This is a genomic window from Chamaesiphon sp. OTE_20_metabat_361 (genome assembly GCF_031364565.1).
Genome location: NZ_JANLWO010000556.1, coordinates 1 through 4,868 on the forward strand (window position 1 = coordinate 1; position 4,868 = coordinate 4,868).

Here is a 4,868-nt window from a genome sequence, read left to right on the forward strand (position 1 = left end):
GAGCGGCCCGATCTGTTGCCCGGATGGTTGCTTGAGTTTAGGTAGTCGGATATCCAAGACGTGCCTGCTTTGGTGAAGTTAAATTAAGAATCTAAGATGCAGATTTGGCACTATGGCTATGTACTGCCACTAATAGTGTATCTATAAATTTAAGGTTGACGATACATTTCTTAAATATCTTAAGCTTTTTCTCGGATTGTAAAGTTTTACAGTAGAAATACTGAAGAACACAGGTTTTTAGCCGCTCCAAGTCAATCGCAACTGGGGCAATTGCGCCACACCCCTTGCATCCACCCCCCTAAACCCGATACGCTAGAGGAAATTATTTTAATTAATACGGAGTCTCAACGTGGTAGAACCATTACTAGCTGGCATCGTCCTCGGTCTAGTTTTCATTACTCTCAGCGGTTTGTTTGTAGCTGCCTATCTACAATACAAGCGTGGCAACCAAGTTGGTTTGTAGTCTGCCGGGATCGTAAATAGTCAGCGACGCGCGCTTGGCGCCGCCACGTTCTGGAGGAAACCTCCACAACGTGGCGGTAAGACAGGAGGTTCCCTCTCTTGACACACAAACGGGAGGGAACCTCCAATTCGATGCGCCGCTCCAAGTTAAGCGCGTCAAGACAAGACATTCCCCACCGTCTAATTTGCGATCTTCAGCCAAACGGCTGTTTACATAGCGTTACTAATTTTTTTAGCCAATCTTTACATAATCTTCGATCGATCGAGACTTTGGAGCCGATAGAAGGAGAGCGCGGTATTGCCATAGACCTTATGGCGACACAGTTCGAGTGTCGGCAAAGAGGTTGGTAAAATACTCAATTGCGGATCGGGACTGTGTTCGACAGCCAGTTCGCCCAGTGGCGCCAATAGCCCCAATCGATCGATCTCTGCTAAGACTGGCTGATATAATCCCCCAGCATAGGGCGGATCGAAGTAGATGCGATCGAATGTTTGCCCATCCAGATCTGTGAGCCGTTTGATGACATCCCCGCGCAAAACTTGACAGGTTTGACCTGCCATAGCAACTTTTTGCCAATTTTCCTCAATAATACTACAGGCCGCACTCGCCTGTTCGATGCCGATCGCCATTTGGGCAGATCGACACAGCGCCTCGGCACCCATCGCGCCACTACCACTACAGAGATCCAACCACCGACAACCCGCGATCGATCCGTGCCAAATATTAAATAACGCCTGTCTAACTTTAGCAGGAGTAGGTCTAGTGTCTAGCCCAGGCAATGTTTTTAGCTCGCGATTACCATAAATGCGGATACTCATACGGTTGTTCGATAATTAATTATTAATAATTAATAATTATCAATTAATTATTACATCTCCCATCTCCCATCTCCCATCTCAAAGACTAACTTGCTTAAAATGATTGCGAGGATCGAAGGTGCGGCTGGCGCGGATTTTCTCGTAGAGTTCGCGTTCGTTAGGCGTGAGTGTTTTGGGGGTAGCGATGATAATTTTTGCTAATTGATCGCCACGTTCCCCACGCGGGTTAGCCCAGCCTTTGCCGCGCAGGCGCAGAGATTGACCGGAACGCACGCCAGCAGGCACATTAACCGTGACCATGCCGTCGGGGGTGGGAATCTCGATTTGGGCACCTAGAACTGCCTCATCGGGGGTAACTGGTACTTCACAGACGAGTTGTTCGCCATCAAGCCGGAAAAAGGGATGGGGTTGCAATTCGACAGTGAGATATAAGTCGCCACGCTGCTTGCTGTAAGTATTGACATTTCCTTTACCGCGTACTCTAATTCTACTGCCAGCTTTAGCACCGCCAGGAATCCGCACTTTGATGGTTTCGGTGCCGAGATTAAAGCTTTTTTGGACGCCTTTAAAGGCTTCGGTGAGGGAGAGACTAATGGTTGCTTCGCGATCGCCGCCGATGTTACTGTTGCCACTACTGGCACTGGGATTCGTGCCAAAATCATTGGCGCTGCTTTTAGCTCCGCCAGCAGGATTGGGATTACCCGAATTATTAAACCGTCCTAGCAGCTCGTTGACAAAATCATCAAAATTATTGTACTGACCGAAATCAACCGTGTTGAAGTCACCTGGTGGCGCACTCCCAGGACTGTTGCTGGCACTCGATCGCGTCGTATTCGGGCGCGGTTGTTCGGACTGTCGCCAATACTGTCCAAACCTATCGTATTGGGTGCGTTTATCGACATCCGAGAGCACTTCATTTGCCTCGGTGATGTCTTTGAATTTTGCTTCGGCAGTTTTATCGCCAGGATTGAGATCTGGATGATATTTCCGCGCTAGTCGCCGATAGGCTTTTTTGATCTCATCTGCGCTAGCGTTCTTATTCACCCCTAAGAGCGCGTAGTAGTCTCGAAAATTTGTCGCTGCCATATGTCAGTCTGTGGCTAGTGGATAGTGATTTGCGCACGCTTGGGAAACCCAACGGTTTAGCAGATCGAGATAGTGGCGGGAGCTTGGTTGCCAATGCTTACTTCATTATGCCCTTGTTACCTGCAAAGTTTAGCGATCCCTGTTGGCTATGGCAATCGCCCAAAGGGATCGGATCTTGCAGTCGAGATGAAGACAAGTTACACAGGTCGCCTATTTGTGCCGCAAAATCAACGCGACATCTTTGGCAAAATAGGTAAGAATCAGATCGGCACCTGCTCGTTTGATACTCAGCAATGTTTCCATCATGATTTTTTTCTCATCGATCCAGCCGAGCTGGGCAGCAGCTTTGATCATTGAGTATTCACCACTTACATTATACGCAGCAACGGGAACGTTGCAGTTAGCCTTAACTTGGTGAATGATATCCAGATAGGCGAGAGCGGGTTTGACCATGACCATATCCGCACCTTCGGCGATATCGAGTTCTACCTCGGTGAGAGCTTCCCGTGCGTTGGCAGGATCCATTTGGTAAGTCTTCTTGTCGCCAAATTTGGGAGCGGAGGCTAGGGCGTCGCGGAAGGGACCATAGTAAGCTGAAGCGTATTTGGCTGAATAAGCGAGAATGCCTACGTCAGTGAAGCCCTGAGCGTCCAATCCTTGGCGAATCGCCCCGATGCGTCCGTCCATCATGTCGGACGGTGCGACGATATCACAGCCAGCTTGGGCTTGAGAGACCGCCATTTTGACTAAAATTGCCACGGTTTCATCGTTGAGGATGACGCCATGCTCGTCAATCACCCCGTCGTGTCCGTGGGTGGTGAAAGGATCGAGCGCCACGTCGGTAATCACCAGCATGTCTGGAGTCTGCGCCTTAATCGCGCGGACAGTCAGTTGGGCTAATCCTTCTGGGTTATAACTTTCGGTGCCATTATCGTCTTTTTTAGCTTCGGCAACGACGGGAAATAAGGCGACGGCTTTGATACCCAGACTGTACAGCTCGGCGATTTCTTTGAGGAGGAGATCGAGACTATAGCGATAACAATCTGGCATCGAAGTAATTTCTACCCGCTGATTTTCGCCTTCGGTGACAAACATCGGATAGATCAAATCGTCAACTGTCAGTTGGGTTTCGCTCACTAAGCTGCGGATGCTGGGATTGCGCCGCAGCCGCCGGGGGCGTTTTGTCAAAGCAAGTCGTTCGGCTTCGGGATTCGATCGAGACATAGGGATAAGTAGATCGCAGTAGCCACTGATTATAGCGAAAAAGACGATCGCTACAAAACCCCGCTCGACTCATTGAGGCGACAGTCAGGATCGGAGTGGCAGCAATCGCTTGCGCAGCCAGCATCTTGCACTAATTACAACTGGTCTGCTGGGAACTAACCGTGCGATCATTGACAGTGGATGTCGATCGACTTACTGTAGTACCGTTGCCATTGCATTCAATGGACTGCTGTCGATCGGTGCTAGCAGATTGGGTCGATTTGGTGCTGCCATCGGACGAACTGCGAACTGTCGAACTCTGCACGATGCTAGTATTACCGCCGGAATTGGTAGTTGTTGTGACAGTTTTGCTAGTAGTCGAATTGACTTTTTTATTAAAAATTAACGGTGTCGCCGTCCGCGTGCGCCGAATTGAAGTGCGAGTGCGCCGAGTCCGAGTGACAACTGCTCTGGATGAGGGGAGCGGGGTACTTACCTGAATTTTAGGAGTCTGAATAATCGATCCATCCGGCGTATTGAGGATCTGCACGTTCCCAACTGATAAGTTGAGATCTTCCTCGCCATAAACCTCCCGCGCCTGAACAAAATTTGGCGATATCAGTAAAGTGGCGATTGCCACTACCGTAAACTGACGATAAAACATAAAATTTACCCTAGAGAAAAAGTGGTAGATGCGGTAAGATTCGATCGGCATTGTCCGCTAGCCGTAACGAGGATCTCAATTGGAGCGAGCGAACTTATCTGCCTCGGCGCTGGCGGACATCAGTCCGGTTTTCTTGGTAAACGTTATTGCCATCGCCTAAAACATCTGCTGTTTGGCGATTGCGAACCGATGTCCCGCTATTGCCGCTCCGAGAATCGCTCCGAACGCTAGTGTTATTGTCTTGAGTGACCGTGTTGTTATTACCAGTCACGATCGCGGTTTGGACGCTATCAATGACCACAGCTTGGTCTGCACGTGCTGGAAATGTCAAACCGATCGGTGCCAAAGCGAGGATAATCGTCATTAGGTGTGAGGATTTCATATCGATAATGTCAAGGGTAATTGCTAATACCAGCCAGCCGCTAACTAATGGCTAGAAAGTGATTTAGCGTTAGGATATAGGTGACTACAATGCTTGTGCTAGTGATTCCGCAAAACTCCAGCATTCTGGTGTCGAGAGTTGCTAGAGCGGCTACATCCACCCCTGAAGAGGAGATCGCTCGTGCTCGGAAATTTCCAAAGAAGTGAATTGCGGATTGAAGTTCCAGCTACGGCTAGCACGATTCGCGATCGA

6 protein-coding genes are annotated in these 4,868 nt (G+C 49.3%); 1 reads left to right on the forward strand and 5 read right to left on the reverse strand.

The window, feature by feature from the left end:
- The first annotated feature begins 349 nt into the window (after positions 1 to 349).
- Positions 350 to 463 carry a cytochrome b6-f complex subunit V gene (petG, locus tag RMO35_RS15910; RefSeq protein WP_309742303.1) on the forward strand — a complete coding sequence of 38 codons (114 nt, stop codon included), beginning with the start codon at positions 350 to 352 and terminating at the stop codon, positions 461 to 463.
- Positions 464 to 705: 242 nt separating this feature from the next.
- On the opposite strand, the gene rsmD is transcribed toward petG, so the two are convergent.
- From rsmD to RMO35_RS15935, 5 genes are all read right to left on the reverse strand, one after another.
- Positions 706 to 1,281, reverse strand: a complete 576-nt coding sequence (gene rsmD, locus RMO35_RS15915; RefSeq protein ID WP_309742304.1) for a 16S rRNA (guanine(966)-N(2))-methyltransferase RsmD — start codon at positions 1,279 to 1,281, stop codon at positions 706 to 708.
- A 78-nt stretch (positions 1,282 to 1,359) separates the two neighbouring features.
- The gene (locus RMO35_RS15920; RefSeq protein ID WP_309742305.1) at positions 1,360 to 2,367 is read right to left on the reverse strand and encodes a DnaJ C-terminal domain-containing protein; all 1,008 of its coding nucleotides are present in this window, start codon (positions 2,365 to 2,367) and stop codon (positions 1,360 to 1,362) included.
- Positions 2,368 to 2,577: 210 nt separating this feature from the next.
- Complete coding sequence (hemB, locus tag RMO35_RS15925; RefSeq protein WP_309742306.1) at positions 2,578 to 3,591, reverse strand: porphobilinogen synthase; 1,014 nt, start codon at positions 3,589 to 3,591, stop codon at positions 2,578 to 2,580.
- 130 nt (positions 3,592 to 3,721) lie between these two features.
- The gene (locus RMO35_RS15930) at positions 3,722 to 4,234 is read right to left on the reverse strand and encodes a hypothetical protein (protein ID WP_309742307.1); all 513 of its coding nucleotides are present in this window, start codon (positions 4,232 to 4,234) and stop codon (positions 3,722 to 3,724) included.
- Positions 4,235 to 4,328: 94 nt separating this feature from the next.
- Positions 4,329 to 4,616, reverse strand: a complete 288-nt coding sequence (locus RMO35_RS15935; protein ID WP_309742308.1) for a hypothetical protein — start codon at positions 4,614 to 4,616, stop codon at positions 4,329 to 4,331.
- Positions 4,617 to 4,868: the final 252 nt, after the last annotated feature.

Excerpts from the sequence above, each read along its gene's own strand:
- rsmD (WP_309742304.1), bottom strand. The coding sequence starts at position 1,281 with ATGAGTATCCGCATTTATGGTAATCGCGAGCTAAAAACATTGCCTGGG.
- RMO35_RS15920 (WP_309742305.1), bottom strand. The coding sequence starts at position 2,367 with ATGGCAGCGACAAATTTTCGAGACTACTACGCGCTCTTAGGGGTGAAT.
- hemB (WP_309742306.1), bottom strand. The coding sequence starts at position 3,591 with ATGTCTCGATCGAATCCCGAAGCCGAACGACTTGCTTTGACAAAACGC.
- RMO35_RS15930 (WP_309742307.1), bottom strand. The coding sequence starts at position 4,234 with ATGTTTTATCGTCAGTTTACGGTAGTGGCAATCGCCACTTTACTGATA.
- RMO35_RS15935 (WP_309742308.1), bottom strand. The coding sequence starts at position 4,616 with ATGAAATCCTCACACCTAATGACGATTATCCTCGCTTTGGCACCGATC.